Annotated in this window: 20 protein-coding genes and 3 pseudogenes; 8 read left to right on the top strand and 15 right to left on the bottom strand. The window is 69.0% G+C overall.

What is annotated here, in order from left to right:
- The first annotated feature begins 86 nt into the window (after positions 1-86).
- Positions 87-749, top strand: coding sequence for a maleylpyruvate isomerase N-terminal domain-containing protein (locus AB0C96_RS29970; protein WP_362921624.1), 663 nt, complete (start codon positions 87-89; stop codon positions 747-749).
- Positions 750-754: 5 nt separating this feature from the next.
- Here the strand turns inward: AB0C96_RS29970 and AB0C96_RS29965 are convergent, their stop codons facing one another.
- On the bottom strand, positions 755-1,177 hold the full coding sequence (locus AB0C96_RS29965) for a hypothetical protein (RefSeq protein WP_362921622.1): 423 nt from the start codon (positions 1,175-1,177) through the stop codon (positions 755-757).
- A gap of 36 nt (positions 1,178-1,213) precedes the next feature.
- Positions 1,214-1,312: pseudogene (locus tag AB0C96_RS29960) on the bottom strand (peptide-methionine (S)-S-oxide reductase); the annotation flags it as partial.
- A gap of 109 nt (positions 1,313-1,421) precedes the next feature.
- On the opposite strand from AB0C96_RS29960, the gene AB0C96_RS29955 reads away from it, so the two are divergent.
- Positions 1,422-2,273, top strand: a complete 852-nt coding sequence (locus tag AB0C96_RS29955) for a recombinase family protein (RefSeq protein ID WP_362921620.1) — start codon at positions 1,422-1,424, stop codon at positions 2,271-2,273.
- Between the two features lie 442 nt (positions 2,274-2,715).
- Here the strand turns inward: AB0C96_RS29955 and AB0C96_RS29950 are convergent, their stop codons facing one another.
- The 8 genes and pseudogenes from AB0C96_RS29950 to AB0C96_RS29915 all read right to left on the bottom strand — a co-directional run bounded on the left by AB0C96_RS29950 (position 2,716) and on the right by AB0C96_RS29915 (position 8,125).
- Positions 2,716-2,973, bottom strand: a complete 258-nt coding sequence (locus AB0C96_RS29950) for a hypothetical protein (protein ID WP_362921618.1) — start codon at positions 2,971-2,973, stop codon at positions 2,716-2,718.
- A complete protein-coding gene (locus tag AB0C96_RS29945) occupies positions 2,970-4,304 on the bottom strand; it encodes a colicin E3/pyocin S6 family cytotoxin (RefSeq protein WP_362921616.1) in 1,335 nt (444 codons plus the stop codon). Before AB0C96_RS29945 ends, AB0C96_RS29950 begins: the two co-directional genes overlap by 4 nt.
- Complete coding sequence (locus tag AB0C96_RS29940) at positions 4,301-4,597, bottom strand: WXG100 family type VII secretion target (RefSeq protein WP_362921614.1); 297 nt, start codon at positions 4,595-4,597, stop codon at positions 4,301-4,303. The genes AB0C96_RS29945 and AB0C96_RS29940 overlap by 4 nt, the downstream gene beginning before the upstream one ends.
- A gap of 271 nt (positions 4,598-4,868) precedes the next feature.
- A pseudogene (locus tag AB0C96_RS29935) lies at positions 4,869-5,219 on the bottom strand (hypothetical protein).
- Positions 5,220-5,239: 20 nt separating this feature from the next.
- Positions 5,240-5,398 (bottom strand): annotated as a pseudogene (locus AB0C96_RS29930) (peptide-methionine (S)-S-oxide reductase); the annotation flags it as partial.
- On the bottom strand, positions 5,397-6,035 hold the full coding sequence (locus AB0C96_RS29925; RefSeq protein ID WP_362921613.1) for a hypothetical protein: 639 nt from the start codon (positions 6,033-6,035) through the stop codon (positions 5,397-5,399). The gene AB0C96_RS29925 and the pseudogene AB0C96_RS29930, both read right to left, overlap by 2 nt.
- 36 nt (positions 6,036-6,071) lie before the next feature.
- The gene (gene msrA, locus AB0C96_RS29920) at positions 6,072-6,746 is read right to left on the bottom strand and encodes a peptide-methionine (S)-S-oxide reductase MsrA (RefSeq protein ID WP_362921611.1); all 675 of its coding nucleotides are present in this window, start codon (positions 6,744-6,746) and stop codon (positions 6,072-6,074) included.
- A gap of 248 nt (positions 6,747-6,994) precedes the next feature.
- Positions 6,995-8,125 carry a hypothetical protein gene (locus AB0C96_RS29915; protein WP_362921609.1) on the bottom strand — a complete coding sequence of 377 codons (1,131 nt, stop codon included), beginning with the start codon at positions 8,123-8,125 and terminating at the stop codon, positions 6,995-6,997.
- 216 nt (positions 8,126-8,341) lie between these two features.
- Between AB0C96_RS29915 and AB0C96_RS29910 the strand changes: the two genes are divergently transcribed.
- Positions 8,342-9,502, top strand: a complete 1,161-nt coding sequence (locus AB0C96_RS29910; protein WP_362921607.1) for a cystathionine gamma-synthase — start codon at positions 8,342-8,344, stop codon at positions 9,500-9,502.
- Between the two features lie 68 nt (positions 9,503-9,570).
- Here AB0C96_RS29910 and AB0C96_RS29905 read toward each other — a convergent pair whose 3' ends face one another.
- From AB0C96_RS29905 to AB0C96_RS29895, 3 genes are all read right to left on the bottom strand, one after another.
- The gene (locus AB0C96_RS29905) at positions 9,571-9,864 is read right to left on the bottom strand and encodes a hypothetical protein (RefSeq protein WP_362921747.1); all 294 of its coding nucleotides are present in this window, start codon (positions 9,862-9,864) and stop codon (positions 9,571-9,573) included.
- 11 nt (positions 9,865-9,875) lie between these two features.
- On the bottom strand, positions 9,876-10,370 hold the full coding sequence (locus AB0C96_RS29900) for a sigma factor-like helix-turn-helix DNA-binding protein (protein WP_362921605.1): 495 nt from the start codon (positions 10,368-10,370) through the stop codon (positions 9,876-9,878).
- Positions 10,371-10,483: 113 nt separating this feature from the next.
- Positions 10,484-10,987: a MarR family transcriptional regulator gene (locus AB0C96_RS29895; RefSeq protein ID WP_362921603.1), complete on the bottom strand. Its 504-nt coding sequence runs from the start codon at positions 10,985-10,987 to the stop codon at positions 10,484-10,486.
- A gap of 355 nt (positions 10,988-11,342) precedes the next feature.
- On the opposite strand from AB0C96_RS29895, the gene ilvA reads away from it, so the two are divergent.
- The 3 genes from ilvA to AB0C96_RS29880 all read left to right on the top strand — a co-directional run bounded on the left by ilvA (position 11,343) and on the right by AB0C96_RS29880 (position 14,706).
- On the top strand, positions 11,343-12,506 hold the full coding sequence (ilvA, locus tag AB0C96_RS29890) for a threonine ammonia-lyase (protein ID WP_362921745.1): 1,164 nt from the start codon (positions 11,343-11,345) through the stop codon (positions 12,504-12,506).
- Between the two features lie 281 nt (positions 12,507-12,787).
- The gene (locus AB0C96_RS29885) at positions 12,788-13,831 is read left to right on the top strand and encodes an ATP-binding cassette domain-containing protein (protein ID WP_362921601.1); all 1,044 of its coding nucleotides are present in this window, start codon (positions 12,788-12,790) and stop codon (positions 13,829-13,831) included.
- The gene (locus AB0C96_RS29880; RefSeq protein WP_362921599.1) at positions 13,828-14,706 is read left to right on the top strand and encodes an ABC transporter permease; all 879 of its coding nucleotides are present in this window, start codon (positions 13,828-13,830) and stop codon (positions 14,704-14,706) included. Before AB0C96_RS29885 ends, AB0C96_RS29880 begins: the two co-directional genes overlap by 4 nt.
- Positions 14,707-14,794: 88 nt before the next feature.
- Here the strand turns inward: AB0C96_RS29880 and greA are convergent, their stop codons facing one another.
- Positions 14,795-15,292 carry a transcription elongation factor GreA gene (gene greA / locus AB0C96_RS29875; protein WP_362921597.1) on the bottom strand — a complete coding sequence of 166 codons (498 nt, stop codon included), beginning with the start codon at positions 15,290-15,292 and terminating at the stop codon, positions 14,795-14,797.
- A 270-nt stretch (positions 15,293-15,562) separates the two neighbouring features.
- Positions 15,563-15,973 carry a DUF4307 domain-containing protein gene (locus AB0C96_RS29870; protein ID WP_362921595.1) on the bottom strand — a complete coding sequence of 137 codons (411 nt, stop codon included), beginning with the start codon at positions 15,971-15,973 and terminating at the stop codon, positions 15,563-15,565.
- Positions 15,974-16,104: 131 nt separating this feature from the next.
- Between AB0C96_RS29870 and mca the strand changes: the two genes are divergently transcribed.
- On the top strand, positions 16,105-16,977 hold the full coding sequence (gene mca, locus AB0C96_RS29865; RefSeq protein ID WP_362921593.1) for a mycothiol conjugate amidase Mca: 873 nt from the start codon (positions 16,105-16,107) through the stop codon (positions 16,975-16,977).
- 4 nt (positions 16,978-16,981) lie between these two features.
- A complete protein-coding gene (locus AB0C96_RS29860) occupies positions 16,982-17,233 on the top strand; it encodes a hypothetical protein (RefSeq protein ID WP_362921591.1) in 252 nt (83 codons plus the stop codon).
- Positions 17,234-17,425: the final 192 nt, after the last annotated feature.

Here is a 17,425-nt window from a genome sequence, read left to right as displayed (position 1 = left end):
ACGACTTGCGCAGGTCGCAGCCGGGAGCCGGGAGCCGGGAGCCGGGATCCTGGGGTGCTGTCGGCCCGGCCTTGTAGGCTTCCCGCATGTCACAGTCCGTCGAACCGCACGTGCTGGTGAGCGGGAGCCATGTGCGCCGAGCCGTCGCCCACTGTGTCGATACCCTCACCGGCATCCCCGCGGCCCAATGGCAGGGCAGGGCCGGCAGCCTGGAGTGGACATGCTGGGAGACCCTGGAACACCTCGCGGACGATCTGCTCACCTACGCACTGCGATTCGGTCTCGCGCAGCCGATGGACGTGCCACGGGTGCCACTGCGCGTCTCCCGTGACCGACCCCACGGGCCGGCCAATGTCGTCTTCGGCGACGAGGAGGCAGGACCCGAGGGACTCCTGACCGTAGTGGCGGCTTGCGGCGGACTGCTCGCAACAGCCGTCGACACCGCAGCTCCTACTGTCTTGGCCCCGCATGTCTTCGGCGCCTCGGACCCGGAGGGATTCGCGGCGATGGGCGTTGTCGAGACCCTCGTCCACACCCACGACATTGCTCAGGGCGTACACCGCGTGTGCGAGCCCCCGCAGGACGTGCAGGACTTGAGCGAGCGAGCTCTTGCACGTCTCTTCCCCGACGTACCCCTCACAGGCACTGCGTGGTCGACCCTGCTGTGGGCCACCGGCCGCCTCGAAGCGCCCGATCGCCCCCGCCGGACGGACTGGCGTTGGTACGGCGCACCGCGTGGCAACAGCTGACTGCGTCAGGCACATGCCGCAGCGGTCCTTGAGCGGAACAGCCACCGTGTGATCAGCGCTCCGCGGTCCCTGTGGCGGTTGGCTACGGCGGCGACGAGCCCCAGGCGGGAGGGTGCCGATTCGCTGGGCCAGTGAGGTCCCCACAACTGCGTGGTGTCGATGCGGCGTGGGGTACGTCGGCCGGCTGCCTTCTCGGCGTGGCGCCGGGCGGCGAAGGCGGCGAGCTCGTTGAGCTGGACCGTTCGGCTGGCTTCCAAGGTTTCCAGTGCACGCAGCAGGGCCGCCGGTTCTCTGCGGAGGTCGGGGGAGGGCCGTGCCGTCGCGGTGAGGTAGGCCCAGGTGGCGTGGAAGCCGAGCGGGCAGTAGTGCCCGACGGCACACCGCAGCGCCGTGTGCCGTCGGGCGAGAGGCAACTGTTCGTCGCGCACCCTGTGTGCGTACGTCCTGAAGCCCACGTGGTGACGTCAGTCGTCGGCCTTGGCCACGCCGACGGGGCAGGAGACCCCCGTCCCCCCGATCCCGCAGTACCCCGACGGGTTCTTGTCGAGGTACTGCTGGTGGTACCTCTAACTCTCAGGAAGTAGTAGAACTGTCAGAGAGGTAGGGGGAGTTCATCGTGAGCAACAGTGAGCAGTTGGTTCCCGTGGTCGCCTACGCAGTATCTCCGCGGACTTGGCCAGGGACGGCCACGGCGTCGAGGACCAGCACAAGGTGAACGACGAGACGGCCGCGAGGGTGGGGGCGAAGATCGTCCACTACTACACGGACAACGATTTCTCCGCGGCGAAGGCCGACGTTGTACGGCCGGACTTCGAAGCCATGCTGAAGGTCCTCAGGGCCGGACGGCGGCCGGATGGAGAGCCCGTGCGTGGCGCGATCGTCGTTGCTGACGACCGTCTTGTAAGGCGTGTCGGTGACTACGAGCGATTCGTAGACGCTCTGACGTACGTGATCGCCAAGGCCGAGGTACGCAAGATCAAGCGACGCACACGCCGCTCGCATCGTCGTCGTGCCGAGTTGGGGATCCCGGTCGGCGGCAAGCGGCCGTTCGGCTGGAACGACGACAAGAGGACCCTGCGGGCAGAGGAAGCGGAGCTTCTCGCGCAGGCAGCGCGAGACGTCATCGCCGGCAAGTCGCTGCACTCCATCCTGGAGAAGTGGCGGGATGACGGAGTGCGCACGGTCCACGGCAACGAATGGCAATCCAGGTCACTCAAACTCGCGCTGTGGAACCCGCGCCTGTGTGGCTGGCGCCGGCACAACGAGGACCTGGTGCGCGATGCCAACGGTGTGCCGGTGGTCGGGCAGTGGGAGCCCCTCATCACTCCGAAGGAGTGGATGGCCATCGATGCGCTCTTCGCGTCCAGGGTTGGCCCCAACATCAGGGCGGACGGGACGATCGCTGACTACCGGACTCCAAGCCACCTCCTCACAGGGATCCTCCGTTGCGGGAAGACGAAGGACGACGGGCAGATCTGCAACGCCCCGATGCGGGTCAACACGCGACCGAGTCTCAACCCGTAGCGGGTGGCTGGCGATGACCGGATCTGCCCAGCACCTGTCGTACGGGGACTTCATCGCGCGGAACCCGGCGTTCTTCGTGCAGGCCGAGCGCTGGGTAGTGAGCTACTGGTCCTGCTACTACCGGCGGAGGTTTCCCGTGTTCGGCATGCAGCGGGGGTGGTATCCGGACACTCACCCTGACGCCGGGGCAAACGCCCGGATCAGGTGGGAACCCGTACACCACTTCTCAGGACGCAACCTTGAGTGGCTTCCACCGCGACGAAACCCTGACGCTCCGCACGAACAACCCAAGGCGTTCAGCAAGTCAACGAACAGGTCCCGCACACGATGGCACGACTTGACGACGAGTAGCCGTGCGGTGGGCCCAGTGCTGGACCGGGCCCACCGCAGTCAAGCCCCGGGACTGTGCAGCGCCGAGCAGCTGTTGTGTGACCCGGTTGTTTCAGCCAGCCTCTGGATCGTCGTCTCCGAGCGTCGTCAGCTGATAGTCGAAGCGCGCCAGATCAAGAGACGTTCCAGTGAGCCGCTCCAGAAACAAAGCCTGAGCAGGACCGATGTCGTGCACGTAATCGACATTCTCCACATTTACTTGAAAAACATCGGCCAGAATCTGTGGCGAAACATCAGGAACCTGAATTTCATTTACAAATGACTCGTCTTCTTTGCTGAATGCGTAGATTTTCCTGTTGACCATCATCACTTCTCTACGTGTCGCGACGGATCGCCGGGCTTCGTTTGCTCACCGGTCGTGGCGTCGAACTCACCCAGATGCTTCTTGCCAGTCTTATCGTACATCTCGACCGTGCCGTGCTGAAAATCCCACTCGAAGATTTGCCCTTTCTTGTTTACCCAACGCGGCCTCTTTCCCCCTCCGCCTTGCACGGACGTTTTTGCGCGTCCCGGTTTCGCGTCTGGGAAAGCCGGCAGGCTTCCATTGCGACCGTTGGGAGGCATGATCCGAGTGGCGGGAGGCGGAGATGAACCCCCGCCGGCCTTTCCCTTGGACCGGGAACTCGCCTCGGCCATCTCGCGTTCAAGGACCTGGGTTACCTCGGTGGTCTCAGCTTCAGCCGCCTCAAGCTCGGGAACCGCTTCCGCTGCTATTTCCAACAAGGATGCGAGTTCGCCAACCACATCGCCAGCGATTGCGGACACCGCAACATCAAGAATCGATTCAACGCTGGCGAATATAGCCGCTGCCTCGGCACTGTCTAGGGCGGCTCCGGCCGCATCGGAACCACCTCCAGTGACAGGAGTCAGAATAACTGCAATCACCGTGGTAGCGGTAATTGCAATTCCAGCCTCGGTCATCTTGGTCTCGAACTCGCTGCGAGCGTGATCGATGGACGAGGCCAGTTCCTCGCAGGCGTGAGCCAACTTGTCACACGCGCTCTTCGCCATGGAAAGAGGAGCCCGTTCTGCCGCGGCGCCGTCTTGCCATATGTTGGCCCAGAACGTTGCCATGCCGTGGACCGATTCGCTGGAGTTGTTGTCAGTCAGAGCCTTCACGTAGAGGTGAAGATCCCGGCTGATTCTATCCAGACCTTGCGAAGCCAGGCGGTAGGAATTGGCGGCCGCACGAAGCTTGTCCTGGTGGCCGGACGGCCAGTAATCATCCAGCGGTGTGTGAGCGAACGGGTGGTCACCAGGCCCCACGGCCGACTCAGGATCGGGATAGATGACGTCCGTAAAAACCGGAGGGAGACTGTATTGCTCAGGCCCACCTCCTCCAGCCTTGGCATTGGAGTGGTGATCGGCCTTTAGATAGTTATTGGCCGTGACCACCAGGCACGTCGACGCCTGGCCAACAGCTCGCACGGCTGCAGAGAGCGCAGTGAAGAGCGCCCGCGCGGCACTGTCATACTTCTTTGCGAACTGCTTCGCATACTCATCGTCACCAGCCATGCCACCCGCATTTTGCAACGAGGCGTTGAGCCGGGTAGCCGCAGAGTCAAGAAGTTCCTGACCATATGCGAAGCGTAATGAGACCTTATGTAGGTCATCAGGGGTGATTTTGAAGCCTGCACTCATGCCCGCCCCCACATTTTCAAATTCGCAACCTGCGCAGCGGAGTAGTTACCATGCGCCGTATGCGTAATCTTTTGCAGGTTCCGCAAATCACGATGCAGATTGGCAGATTTGGAGCGCCACTGATCATAGTAGCTTCGGAAACTTATGTGAGCGTCACCGGTCCAGGCTTCAGCTATACTCTTGACCGCGTCGTCCAGAGTTGTCAGCTCTTCTTGAAGGTTCTTCGCTATTGACTCAAGTGCTTCGCTGGCCTCTACCAGCGAAGCAAAATGAACCTTCAACTGATTTTCCATGAATCCATCCCCCTTCCGGGGATGGTGTCATGCGCGCTCAATAAAAACGCATGAATTTTCGGATATGCCCACTTGGGGGCGTCGTGCGTTTACTCAATAATTACTACTCTTTGCGTGACGGCAACCCCCTCTTTGTTAAACCTATAGCGTGGTCAATGCCCGTACGTCGACGCTGGCCGGCCAGACGTTCCACTTCCGCCGCCACGTGACCAGGGATGCCGCCCGCCACATTGTCGTGGTCGGGGCCGTACTCCCAGCGCCTGTCAGCGCCTCACCGAGGCGGAAGGCCGATGGCGCCACGGGCCTCGTCCAGGATCCGGCCGATCTCGGAGGCGGCCGTGCCTGAGCCCGCGTCGCCCGACTCGGCGGTGGCCTCCCAGCGGCGGAGTTCCGCTGTCGCGTCGGGCCGACGCTGGATGTGGACATAGACGGCTCACTGGGCGATCAACCGCTGGAGCGGTGCCAGGTCGGAGCCCTGCCGGGACTGGTCGGCCGCTTGGTCCAACTCCGGTGTGAAGGGCGGCAGCGCTGCGGGCGCGATCTGACTGATGGTCTGGGGCAGTGCGGCAACCGTGGCAGGGGGTTGGGGAATGAGTGGCTGCCCAGCGGCGGAGGTGGTTATGGCTACTGTCCTTGGGCGTTCTACTGTTCAGTGCCTTCCGACGCAGGCGCAATGCCCGTCGGGCACGACCGGCCCCAGTTCGTCTCCGACGGGGCACTCAGCTTGACCCCCGTCCCTCCTAGCCCGCAGTACCCGTTCGGGTTTTTGGTGTCTGAAAGGTACTGCTGGTGCCAGGGTTCAATGGCAAAGGTGTGCACCTGTGGCATACGCGAGGAGGTTCGCGAAGCGCAGCCAGCCGAGGAGGTAGGCGTTCAGCGGTGCGTAGCCTGGGCGGGTCAGGCGGCTGATGCCGTGGATGGTGTCGGTCAGTTCGTCTTGTGCCGGGCCGTTCAGGCGGCCGAGGCTCGTGAGGTACGCGGAGGCGCAGGCGTCGAGATGGGCGTGCAGGTCGGCGAGTCGTCGTGCCTGGGTGTCGCCGGAGAGCGTCGCATCGGGGTAGGCCGAGCGCCGGAAGGCGGAGTGGCGGTTTGCCACGGCTGCGACGAGCCCCAGGCGGGAGGGCGCCGTTTCACCGGGCCAGCGAGGTCGACGCAGATGAGCGGTGTCGGTGGGCAGCGGGGTTCGCCGCCCGGCTGCCTTCTCCGCGTGCCGGCGGGCCGCGAACGCCTCCAACTCGTTGAGCCTGACCATCCGGCTCTCTTCCAAGGTCTCCAGTGCGCGCAGCAGTGCTGCGGGGTCTCTGCGGAGGTCGGGGGAGGGGCGTGCCGTCGCGGCGAGGTAAGCCCAGGTCGCATGGAAGCCGAGCGGGCAGTAGTGCCCGACGGCACACCTCAGTGCTGAGTGCCGTCGGGCGAGGGGCAACTGCTCGTTGCGCACCCTGCGCGCATGCGTTCTGAAGCCCACTCGAAGTCGTCAGCCCTCAGTAGGGGCAACGCCTACCGGGCAGCTCACGCCCGTCCCGCCGATCCCGCAGTACCCGTTCGGGTTTTTGGTGTCCGAAAGATACTGCTGGTGGTACGCCTCGGCCGGGTAGAAGGGGCGGGTGGTGTCGGCGGGGAGGATTTCGGTAGTGATGTCGGCGTAGCCGGAGTTGTGCAGGACGGTGCGGTAGGCGTCGCGGGAGGCTTCGGCGGCCTGCTGCTGGGCGGGGGAGTGGGTGTAGATCGCGGAGCGGTACTGGGTGCCCACGTCGTTGCCCTGACGGAAGCCCTGGGTGGGGTCGTGCGACTCCCAGAAGAGCTTCAGCAGGGACGTGTACGGGACGACCGCAGGGTCGAAGACGACGCGGACGGCCTCGGTGTGGCCGGTGTGGCCGCTACAGACCTCTTCGTAGGTGGGGTTCGGGGTGTGCCCGCCCTGGTAGCCGACGAGGGTCGTCCAGACGCCCTCGGCCTGCCAGAACTTCCGCTCGGCGCCCCAGAAGCAGCCCAGGCCGAAGTCGGCGACCTCCAGGCCGTCCGGGTACGGGCCGAGCAGGGGGTTGCCGAGAACGGTGTGCCGCTCGGGGACGGCGAAGGCCGGCTCGGGGCGGCCGGTCAGCGCTTCCTCGGGGGCGGGGAGGTGGGTCTTGAAGCGGGAGAACAGCATCAGGATCAGGCTCCAGGGGCGAGGAGGGCGGGCGAGGGGGAAGGCGCTTCTCTTTACCAGGGCGGCTAGTGCTGGAAGGGCGGCTAGGGCTGCAAGGGCGTTGGGTTCTGACGGCAAGGACGTTGGGCTTCTGGGTCAACGTCGTTGGGGGCGGTGGCATTCCGTGGTGGCGGCAATCCGGGGAGGCCTTCCACCCGGAGGGACCCCACGGCACCCGTCGCACCCACGGCGCCTGTGGCGCCCCCCGGCTAGGGCTGTTCCGGGGGAAGGCTCGCCGACGTGCCGCCGGAGCGTTCCCAGCCGGCGATGGCCAGGGCGCGGTAGGCGGCGTACTCGGCGGCGGGGCGGGAGCCGTACGACCACGGGACGGCGCCCACGTGGCCGTCGACGAGGCGGAGCTGCTCCATCGCCTCGGCGTAGCGCTCGGCGCGGACCAGGAACCACACGAGCAGATGGCGGACGTGCGGCGCCATGGGGTGGTCGGCGGGGGCCTCGCGGAGCGCGAAGTGGGCGCCTTCGATGGCGCGCTCGACGACCGCGCTCTGGTAGAGGCCGCGGACCATGTTGGCCTCGGGGAGGTGCTCGTAGACCGCGAAGAGGGGGAGGGCCGGGAGGAGGGTCCCGGCGGGGGCGCCGGCGGCGGCGCGCTCGGCGAAGGCCTCGGCCTCCTTGCGGGAGCCGTGCCACTTCTGCGACCAGTAGGGGAGGGCGGCGAGGTGGGCGCCCATGTGCTGCGGGGCGCGCTGGACCACCGTGGACCAGAGCTCCTCGTGGTCGGCCGCCCGCTCGCCCAGCCCCCGGGCCACCGCGAGCTCGGTGATGTACGGGATCGGGCTGCCGGGCGCCAGCAGCGCCGCCTCCCGGCAGACCGTACGGGCCTCTTCGAGGATCATGCGGAAGTCCTGCGAGCCGGGGTCGCGCAGCGCCTGGAGCACGAGGAACTGCGCGTGGGTCTGGGCGCCGCCCGGGTCCTTGGGGGCCTCCGAGCGCCAGGTGCGCAGCCAGATGCCGCCGGTCCGGTGCCCGCCGCCCGGCTCCGTGCCGCCGGCCGCCAGCTCGAACGCGGCGGCGCCGGCCAGTGTCTGGACGCGCTGCCAGCGGCGCTCCCAGTCGTCGCCGGTGGACCTCAGCAGCTCGGCCGCGGGGCGCCAGTCGTGGGTCCGCCGCATCTCGGCCAGCGCCGCGTCCAGCTCCGGGTCGGGGCCCGGCAGCCGTACGTCGAGCTCCTCCAGCGGGACGAAGCCGTAGCCCGCCAGCGGGTCGGAGGCCGCCACCAGGCCCTGCCGGGTGTGCTGCACGGCCCGTCGGCGTCGCATCCAGGGGAGGAAGACGAGGCCGCCGAGCGCGAGCGCGGCGAGCAGAACCAGCAGTGCGTCCATGTGGAGTGTCCTGTACCTGTGACGGTGCGGGTGGCGGCGGTGGGGTCGGGGCGGCGGGAACCGCTGTGCGAACCCTCTGGTGTATCCACTCCCCAGCGAACCAGAAAGTTCCGGCCCGTATGCCGCCGGCCCGCGAACAACCGGAATGTTGCAGCTTCCAAGCGAACCGGGAAGCACTGGGAGCACCGGCCCTGCGGGCGACTACCCTCGGCAGACATGAGCGATCAGCGCGACCAACGCCACCAGCAATTCGAAACCCTCGCCATCCACGCAGGCCAGGAGCCCGACCAGGCCACCGGCGCAGTGGTGCCGCCCATCTACCAGGTGTCCACCTACAAGCAGGACGGTGTGGGTGGGCTGCGCGGCGGCTACGAGTACAGCCGCAGCGCCAATCCGACCCGTACCGCCCTGGAGGAGAACCTCGCCGCCCTCGACGGCGGCCGCCGCGGCCTCGCCTTCGCCTCCGGCCTCGCCGCCGAGGACTGCCTGCTGCGCACCCTGCTGTCCCCCGGCGACCACGTCGTCATCCCCAATGACGCCTACGGCGGCACGTTCCGCCTCTTCGCGAAGGTCGTCGAGCGCTGGGGCGTGGAGTGGTCGGTGGCCGACACCTCCGACCCGCAGGCCGTCCGCGACGCGCTGCGGCCCCGTACGAAGGTGATCTGGGTGGAGACGCCCAGCAACCCGCTGCTCGGCATCAGCGACATCGAGGCGCTGGCCGGCGTCGCCCGGGACGCCGGCGCCAAGCTCGTCGTCGACAACACCTTCGCCAGCCCCTACCTCCAGCAGCCGCTCTCCCTCGGCGCGGACGCGGTCGTCTACTCCACGACCAAGTACATGGGCGGCCACTCCGACGTGGTCGGCGGCGCCCTGGTGGTCAACGACGACACCCTCGGCGAGGAACTCGCGTACCACCAGAACGCGATGGGCGCGATCGCCGGCCCCTTCGACGCCTGGCTCGTGATGCGCGGTATCAAGACGCTGGCCGTACGGATGGACCGGCACAGCGCCAACGCGGCGCGCGTCGCCGAGCTGCTGGCCTCCCACAAGAAGGTCACCCGGGTCTACTACCCGGGGCTCTCCGAGCACCCCGGCCACGAGATCGCCGCCAAGCAGATGCGGGCCTTCGGCGGCATGGTGTCGTTCCAGGTCGCGGGCGGCGAGGAGGCCGCGGTCGAGGTCTGCAACCGGGCGAAGCTGTTCACCCTCGGTGAGTCGCTCGGCGGCGTGGAGTCGCTGATCGAGCACCCGGGCCGGATGACGCACGCCTCGACGGCCGGTTCCGCGCTGGAGGTCCCCGGCGACCTGGTGCGCCTGTCCGTCGGCATCGAGTCCGCCGAAGACCTGCTGGCCGACCTCACCCAGGCGCTGGGCTGACCGCCGCGGAGGTCCGCACCGCCCCTCCGGGGACGTCGGGACCTCACCGCCCGTGGGGCCGCGGGGGCCTACCACCCCTCCAGGGGAGGGGTGGTGCGGGTCGGCGGCGGCAGCCAGGGCTGATTGGCGGCGGTCCAGGCCAGCGCCGCCAGCGCGAGGAGCGCGAGCAGCCAGCCGATGCGGCGCCGCAGCCGCCGGTGCGCCAACAGGCGACGGCCGCGGGCGGTGGCCCGGGCGGCCAGGTCCGGCGGTACGAGCGGATGCGGTCCGGCGAGCATCCGCCGGACCTCGGTCTGCTTGCGGTCCGGCAGGCCCCCGTCCGGGAGGCCGGCACCGGGCCGGAGCACGCCCGGAAGGCCCATGTCGGGGCGGCTCATGGCGCCGCCGGTTCCGGGCCCGGGACGGTCGCCGGCCCGGCCGCCGGCTCGGTGCGGCGGCTGCGCAGCTCCGCGACCGCCCGCAGGCACAGCGCCTGCACCCGCTCGGCGGGCAGGCCGAGTTGGGCCGCGGTCTGTTCCTCGGCGACGCCCTCGTAGAGCCGCAGTACGAGGACCAGACGCTCCTGTGGGGAGAGCCGGTCCAGGAGTCCGCCCCGGGGCCGGCGGTACCGCCGGGCCGTGTGCGCGAAGCGGGCCGCCATCTCCTGCCGGGTGCGCTCGTACGGATCCTCGCCGCGCAGCCCGTCCCAGCCGGCGTAGGTGCAGGCCAGTGCGTGGGTCAGCAACTCCTCGGCGGCCGGGGCGGGTCGGGACGCGGGCTCGCCGGTGAGCAGGGTGGCGGTGTGCAGCAGTCGGCCCGCCGCGCCCGCCACGAACGACTCGAACTCCCGGGCGCGGCGGCGCTCCTGCGCCGGCCGCCGCTCTCGCACCGCGCCTCCCGGATGACGGACGCCCGACCCCCTGGGCTCCTATAGCACGGCAGCGCGGCCACCCGGTCAAGAGGCGTGACGGGGCCGGCGCGCCCGATCCCGGCGCGGGCGGGTCAGGACGACGTGGTGCCCGCCGGCGCCAACGACGTGATGACGTCGGCGAGAGAGGTGTTGAAGCGCGTCAGGAGGTCCGTGAAGGCCTCGCGCTCCTCTTCGGACCACCCGTCGGTCACCAGCGCCATCAGCGCCCGGCGCGAGGCCCGGACCTCGTCCAGCCGGGCGTGGCCGCGCTCGGAGAGCTGGAGCACCACGGCCCGGCCGTCCTCGGGGTGGGTGGTCCTGCTGACCAGCCCGGAGTCGACCAGCGGGGCGACCTGCCGGGTGACGGTGGAGGAGTCGATGCCCATACCGGCGGCCAGGGCCTTGACGCCCATCGGCCCTTCCTGGTCCAGGCGGTTGAGCAGCAGGTAGGCGGCGCGGTCCATGGAGTTGCGTGCCTGCCCGACGCCGCCGAGCCGGCTCTGTTCTGCGCGGCGGGCGAAGACGGCGACTTGGTGTTGCAGCGCGTCGAGGAGAGCGGGGTCGGTGTGGGTCGTCATGTCCGGAGAGGTGGGCATGGCCGGGTGCTCGCTTCATGGGATGCGTACGGATTGGGGGACAGCGTACGCGGACCCGGCGCGGTGCGTACCTGCGCCGTCCATTCCGATAACCGCCCGTAACCCCCGGGTGTCGTACGGTCCTCCTGCGGTCCTCCCGGGCGCGCGTTTCCGACGTGCTCCTGAAGGCGGTCCGGCCGGAAGGGCCCACCGCCGTGCGAACTGCGAGACTGGCGGCATGGCAGCTCATACGCCGCGTACGTCGCACGACTCCCCCGCCTCCGCGCACCCCGCCGACGGTCCGGTGGCCGGCCGCCCGGCCGCCGAGGAGGCGATCGGGACGATCACGGTCGATGACGTGCGGGCGGCGCACAAGATGCTCTCCGGCGTCGCGCGGGCCACCGCGATGGAGGGCAGCCGCTATCTGTCCGGACTGGTCGGCGCCCCCGTGCACCTCAAGTGCGAGAACCTCCAGCGCACCGGCTCCTTCAAGATCCGCGGCGCGTATGTGCGGATCGCCGGTCTCTCCTCGGAGGAGCGGGCGGCCGGGGTGGTGGCGGCGAGCGCCGGCAACCACGCCCAGGGGGTGGCGCTGGCGGCGTCCCTGCTCGGGGTGCGTTCGACGGTGTTCATGCCGGTCGGCGCCCCGCTGCCGAAGGTCGCCGCGACCCGTGAGTACGGCGCGGAGGTGCGGCTGGAAGGCCAGGTGGTCGACGAGACGCTGGCCGCCGCCCAGGAGCACGCGCGGCAGACCGGTGCGGTCTTCATCCACCCGTTCGACCACCGCGACATCATCGCCGGTCAGGGCACGGTCGGCCTGGAGATCCTCGAACAGTGCCCCGAGGTGCGCAGCATCGTCGTCGGGGTCGGCGGCGGCGGCCTGGTGGCGGGCGTCGCGCTCGCGGTCAAGGCGCTGCGGCCGGACGTGAAGGTGATCGGGGTGCAGGCGGCGGGTGCGGCCTGCTATCCGCCGTCGCTGGCGGCCGGGCACCCGGTGGCGATCGAGCGGCTGTCGACGATGGCGGACGGCATCAAGGTCGGGCGGCCCGGCGATGTGCCCTTCGGAATCGTCCGGCAGCTGGTGGACGAGGTCCGTACGGTCGCCGAGGACCAGCTCTCCAGCGCGCTGCTGCTGTGCCTGGAGCGGGCGAAGCTGGTGGTGGAGCCGGCCGGGGCGAGCCCGGTGGCGGCGCTGCTCGCCGACCCGGAGTCCTTCGAGGGGCCGGTGGTGGCGGTGCTGTCCGGCGGGAACGTCGATCCGCTGCTGATGCAGCGCATCCTGCGGTTCGGCATGGCGGCCGGGGGCCGTTACCTGTCGCTGCGGCTGCGGCTGACGGACCGGCCGGGGGCGCTGGAGGCGATGCTCGGGGTGCTCACGGTGGTCGACGCGAACGTCCTCGACATCGGTCATGTGCGGACCGATCCGCGGCTGGGGCTGTCCGAGGTCGAGGTGGAGCTGCACCTGGAGACCAAGGGACCGGCGCACTGCGACGAGGTGCGCGCGGCGCTCCGCGAGGCGGGTTACGTGGTGGCGGAGTGACGGCGGGCGCCGTGGCGCCGTCGGGGTGGGGTGGCGCCGTCGTGGCGCGGTGGCCGTCGGGCCGGTGACGGCTCGGCGTCGGGCGGGCCGGGAATCCGTTATTTGTATCGCGATGTATCGCGTTCGGGAGTAGTATCGCGGCTGCGGGGTGCCGGCGATCGTGTTCGACGAACAGTTGTGGCCTGCCGTGACGTTCCGCTGCGCGCAAATGCCGCAAGGTGCACACATGCCGCTAACCGTAAAATTCACCTGGAACTGACCCGAGTCATGGGAGTACCCATATGCCAGGCGCCATTTACGCCGAAGGTCTGGTGAAGACCTTCGGCGACGTGAGGGCACTGGACGGCGTCGACCTCGACGTTCCCGAAGGAACCGTCCTCGGACTGCTCGGCCCCAACGGTGCCGGCAAGACCACCACCGTGCGGGTCCTGACGACCCTCCTCCGGCCCGACAGCGGCACGGCCGAGGTCGCCGGGATCGATGTCCTCGCGCACCCCGACAAGGTACGCCGCTCGATCGGCCTCTCCGGTCAATTCGCCGCTGTCGACGAGTACTTGACCGGCCGCGAGAACCTGATGATGGTCGGCCAGCTCTACCAGATGAGCGGCCGCGACGCGAAGCGCCGAGCCGTCGAACTGCTGGAGCGCTTCAACCTCGGCGACGCCGCCGACCGCACCGCCAAGACCTACTCCGGCGGTATGCGCCGCCGGCTCGACCTCGCGGCCGCACTGGTCGTCAGCCCGCCCGTGATGTTCATGGACGAGCCGACCACCGGCCTGGACCCGCGCAACCGCCAGGCGCTGTGGGACGTCATCCAGGAGCTGGTCGCGGCCGGCACGACCCTGCTGCTGACCACCCAGTACCTGGAGGAGGCCGACCGGCTCGCGCACGACATCTGCGTCGTCGACCACGGCAAGGTCATCGCCCGCGGCACCTCCGACCAGCTCAAGGCGCGCACCGGCGGCGAGCGCGTCGAGGTCGTGGTGCACGCCCCCGAGCACATCGGCATCGCCGACGAGGTGCTGCGCGGCTTCGGCAAGGGCGAGGGCACGATCGAGCCGCACATCCGCAAGCTCACCATCCCGGTGACCGGCGGTGCCAAGCTGCTCGCCGAGGTGATCCGCGAACTGGACGTCCGGGGCGTGGAGATAGATGACATCGGGCTGCGTCGCCCGACCCTGGACGACGTCTTCATCTCCCTGACCGGGCACGCCGCCGAGACCGCCGAGGAGAACGGCGGGAGCGGCGGCGGCCCGGCCGCGAAGGATGCCGGCCGTGAGGGCGGCCGGTCGGACAGGGGACGCCAGAAGGAGGGCGCGAAGTGACCACGGTGACCCGAACGGCCGGTGACACCCATGTCGGACCCCCGCGGTCGCGGAGCGGTGTCGGCCGCTCCGTACGCGACTCGCTGGTGGTCGCCAAGCGCAATCTGATCCGGATGGTGCGGATCCCGGAAGTCGTGATCTTCGGGCTGATCCAGCCGATCATGTTCGTGGTGCTGTTCACGTACGTCTTCGGCGGCTCCATCAACATCCCCGGTGCCCCGGTGGGCGACGCCCAGGCCTATCGCGAGTTCCTGATGGCCGGCATCTTCGCGCAGACCGTCACGTTCGCCACGGCGGGCGCCGGCGCGGGCATCGCGGACGACATGCACAAGGGGCTCATCGACCGGTTCAGATCGCTGCCGATGTCCCGGGGTGCGGTGCTCACCGGGCGGACCCTGGCGGATCTGGTCCAGACCGCGCTGACCCTGGTGGTGCTGGCGGTGGTCGCGCTGCTGATCGGCTGGCGCGCCCACGAGAACATCGCCGCGGTGCTGGCCGGCTTCGCGCTGCTGCTCCTGCTGGGCTACGCGTTCTCCTGGATCGGCGCCCTGATCGGCCTCTCGGTGCGCACGCCCGAGGCGGCCACGTCCGGCGGGCTGATCTGGCTCTTCCCGCTGACCTTCATCTCCAACGCGTTCGTGCCGGTCGACGGCATGCCGACGTTCCTCCAGCACATCGCCGAGTGGAACCCGTTCAGTGCGACGGTGGCCGCGGCCCGGGAGCTGTTCGGGAACACCATCGACGGCGTGCCCAAGTCGGTGACCGGCGCCTGGCCGATGGAGCATCCGGTGGTGGCCTCGGTGCTCTGGTCCCTCCTGATCATCGTGTTCTTCCGGACGCTGGCGGTCCGCAAGTACCGGTCCGCGACGGCCTGAGGCCACTCGGCCGCACGGCCCGTCGGCACAAACGCAGCGGCCCGGAGCCTCGCGCTCCGGGCCGCTGCGTCGCCTGCGGGTCGCAGGGTCAGCCGCTGTAGGGCTTGGCGTCGAGGATCTTCACGCTCGCCTTCTTGCCGTTGGGGAGCTCGTACTCCGCATCGGCGCCGATCTTCTTGCCGTTCACGCCGGTGCCCAGCGGCGACTGCGGGGAGTAGGTCTCGATCTCCGAGCTCGCGTACTCCCGCGAGGCCAGCAGGAACTCAAGGGTGTCGTCCGGGTCCCCGTCGAACGCGATGGTGACGACCATGCCGGGAGCCACCGTGCCGTTGGCGGCCGGGGCCTCGCCGACCTTCGCGGTCTCCAGCAGCTGCTTCAGCTGGCGGACGCGGGCCTCCTGCTTGCCCTGCTCTTCCTTGGCCGCGTGGTACCCGGCGTTCTCCTTCAGGTCACCTTCCTCGCGGGCCGCCGCGATCTTCTCGGTGATCTCGGCGCGTGCGGGACCAGACAGGTGCTCCAGCTCGGCCTTGAGCTGGTCATACGCCTCCTGGGTCAGCCAGGTGACGTTCTCGCTGGTCTGGGTCACAGGTGCTCCTCGTCGGTACTGGGGATAAATCAAACGCCCTACCAGGAAGGTTTGCGCCTTCACGGGTGGGCGAAACCACGAGCCTAACAATTCCGGCACAAAACGGGGAAGAGGAAATTCACAGTCGCCGCTCAGGAACGCATCATCGCTGATCAGAGGCGGTCACGACACGCCCTGTGGGCGAGTGGTGGCGGTGTGCGGTTGCGCGCTCCGCGGCGGCCGCCCTCGGCGCATGACCCGCGGACGACCCGCGGACGACCTGCGGATCACCTAGCGGCTGCCGGACGCCGTGCAGCCGACCAGTACCGCGTTGGTGGCCCGCTTCGTCGTCCGCACGGTGACCTCGGTGTCCACCTGGTCCGTGCGCTGGTCGATGGTGACGTCCTTGCGGCCGACCTCGGAGCCGTCGTCGGCCTGGGAGCGGAGGGTGCAGACGCCGGTGTCGTCGGTGTCCTTGACGACCTCCAGGTGGACCTTGACCGCATGATCGGAGACCGCATCCCAGGTGATCACCCGGCCGCTGAGGTCCTGCCCCGCGATGTACGAGACGCCGGACCAGCCGACCACGCCCAGCAGGGCGACGCCCAGTACCGCGCCGATGATCTTGAGCTTGCGGTCCGCACGCTGGTCCGCGGAGCGGCCGTAGCGTCCCTCGGGGAGCCCTTCGCGCACCGCGGCCATGATCCATCCTCCTGCGTTCGGGGACCTCGACCGGGAACCCCCGGGGGGTCCCCGCCCCAGGGAATACAGCGCCCCCTCGCTTCGGTCACTATAGGAGGCATCTTCTCCGGCCCTTAACTGAGGATCGAGTCTTGACTGAGCAGCTGCGTTTGATGGCGGTCCACGCCCACCCCGACGACGAGTCGAGCAAGGGTGCGGCCACCATGGCCAAGTACGTGTCCGAGGGGGTGGACGTGCTGGTCGCCACCTGCACCGGTGGTGAGCGAGGCTCCATCCTCAACCCCAAGCTCCAGGGAGACCCGTACATCGAGGAGCACATCCACGAGGTGCGCAAGAAGGAGATGGACGAGGCCCGGGAGATCCTGGGCGTCAAGCAGGAGTGGCTGGGCTTCGTCGACTCCGGACTGCCCGAGGGCGACCCGCTGCCGCCGCTGCCCGAGGGCTGCTTCGCGCTGGAGGACGTCGAGGAGGCGGCCGGGCGACTGGTCAAGCTGATCCGGGAGTTCAAGCCGCAGGTCATCACGACCTACGACGAGAACGGCGGCTACCCGCACCCGGACCACATCATGACCCACAAGATCACGATGGTGGCCTTCGAGGCGGCCGGCGACCCGGAGAAGTACCCGGAGGCCGGCGAGCCCTGGCAGCCCCTGAAGCTCTACTACAACCAGGGCTTCAACAAGCCGCGCACCATCGCGCTGCACGAGGCGCTGCTGGCACGCGGGATGGATTCGCCCTACGGCGAGTGGCTGGAGCGCTGGAAGCAGTTCGAGCAGCGCGAGCGCACGCTGACCACGTACATCCCGTGCGACGAGTTCTTCGAGATCCGGGACAAGGCACTGATCGCGCACGCCACCCAGATCGACCCGGACGGCGGCTGGTTCCGGGTGCCGATGGACATCCAGCGCGAGGTCTGGCCGACGGAGGAGTACGAGCTCGCGAAGTCGCTCGTGGACACCTCCCTCCCCGAGGACGACCTCTTCGCGGGCATCCGCAACAATTGAGTCCATGATGAGCGCGACCAGCACCCTCGCCCTGACGCACTTCGTCACCCTTGCCGACAGCTTCGACAAGGACAAGGTGACCCCCGGCGTCCTCGGCTTCATCGTCTTCGCGATCATCGGCGGCGCGGTGTGGCTGCTGATGAAGTCCATGAACAAGCACATGAAGAAGGTGGACTTCGAGGAGCAGCCGGAGGACGGCGCGGCGGTCACCGACGCCGCTGCCGCCGCCACGGTGGCCCAGCCGAAGACCAGCTGACGGGCGGGCCGGCCGGGCCGCCGTCGCAAGGGCCCGGGACCCGCACAGACCGGATACCGGTGCGCGGCCGGCCGCATGGCAACGGCCGGCCGACCGGCCCGGCGGCTCGCTGACCCGAGCCGGGCACCGCGGTCCGCCATCGCGACGTGCTGCTGGTCGTAGAAGGGGAGCCCGCCGTGCGCGGAGCCGATG

Origin of the sequence: Streptomyces sp. NPDC048506, assembly GCF_040651315.1 — a bacterium.
Taxonomy (GTDB): Bacteria; Actinomycetota; Actinomycetes; order Streptomycetales; family Streptomycetaceae; genus Streptomyces.
This window is presented reverse-complemented; position numbering and strand designations above follow the sequence as displayed.